The organism is Ruegeria sp. AP12, assembly GCF_056540025.1.
The window spans coordinates 1-646 of the sequence record NZ_JBQFVZ010000237.1 but is presented as its reverse complement, the minus strand read 5'-3'; the positions used below and the strand labels follow the sequence as shown (position 1 = coordinate 646).

The window sequence follows — 646 nt, the reverse complement described above, 5'->3', positions numbered from 1 at the left end:
CTTCCTGTTCTGGCTTGCAACGGCCCACGCCACAAAAGAGCGGCGAAGAACCCTGTTCCGATAGCAAAAAACGGTACAAACAGTTGTAGGTAGTGTGACCAAAAATGCTTGTAGAGTATCGCTGCCTCGATCAGGCCGGGCAATATTAAGGTTAGCACTAAGATATCTGTCCAAAGACCCTTTGTTTGGTCTGATAGTCGCGTCTTTCGACCTCGGACCAAATGTATAACAGCTGCGATCGCAGTGGAGACCGAAGCCAGTGCGAGGAAGGGAAAAACAGGAAGAACGCGATCGGTGAACCAGCTGTGTTGCTCTTTCAAATTGCTCGTCAATGATTGGAGGATCAGGTCTTGTCGTAGCAACTGCATTCCATCCAAAAAGGCCTGTAAGTTGCCGGCGAGAACGTATGGCATGACGTTCGTCAGCGCTCCGGCCAAACCGACGGCAGCAATCCAGAATGTAGCGACATAAACGGCCTTTAGCAGAGTAAGCCCTGTTGGTATAAGGCGCAAAGTCAACCAGAATGCTGCGCAACAGAGACACAGCAAAAAATAGGGGCGTATCCCTATGGCAAGGCTTGCAAGCAGAGCTGAAAAAGCGAAAAGCCAAATAGACGGGGTTTTTCCAAAGCGGATGGGGGCAACCG

General features: G+C 50.5%; 1 protein-coding gene. It reads right to left on the bottom strand.

Going from position 1 to position 646, the window contains the following annotated elements; all coding sequences use genetic code 11:
- Window positions 1-646 (bottom strand): hypothetical protein (locus ACR0E6_RS22495; RefSeq protein ID WP_480587566.1); only part of this gene is annotated, 646 nt, incomplete at both ends.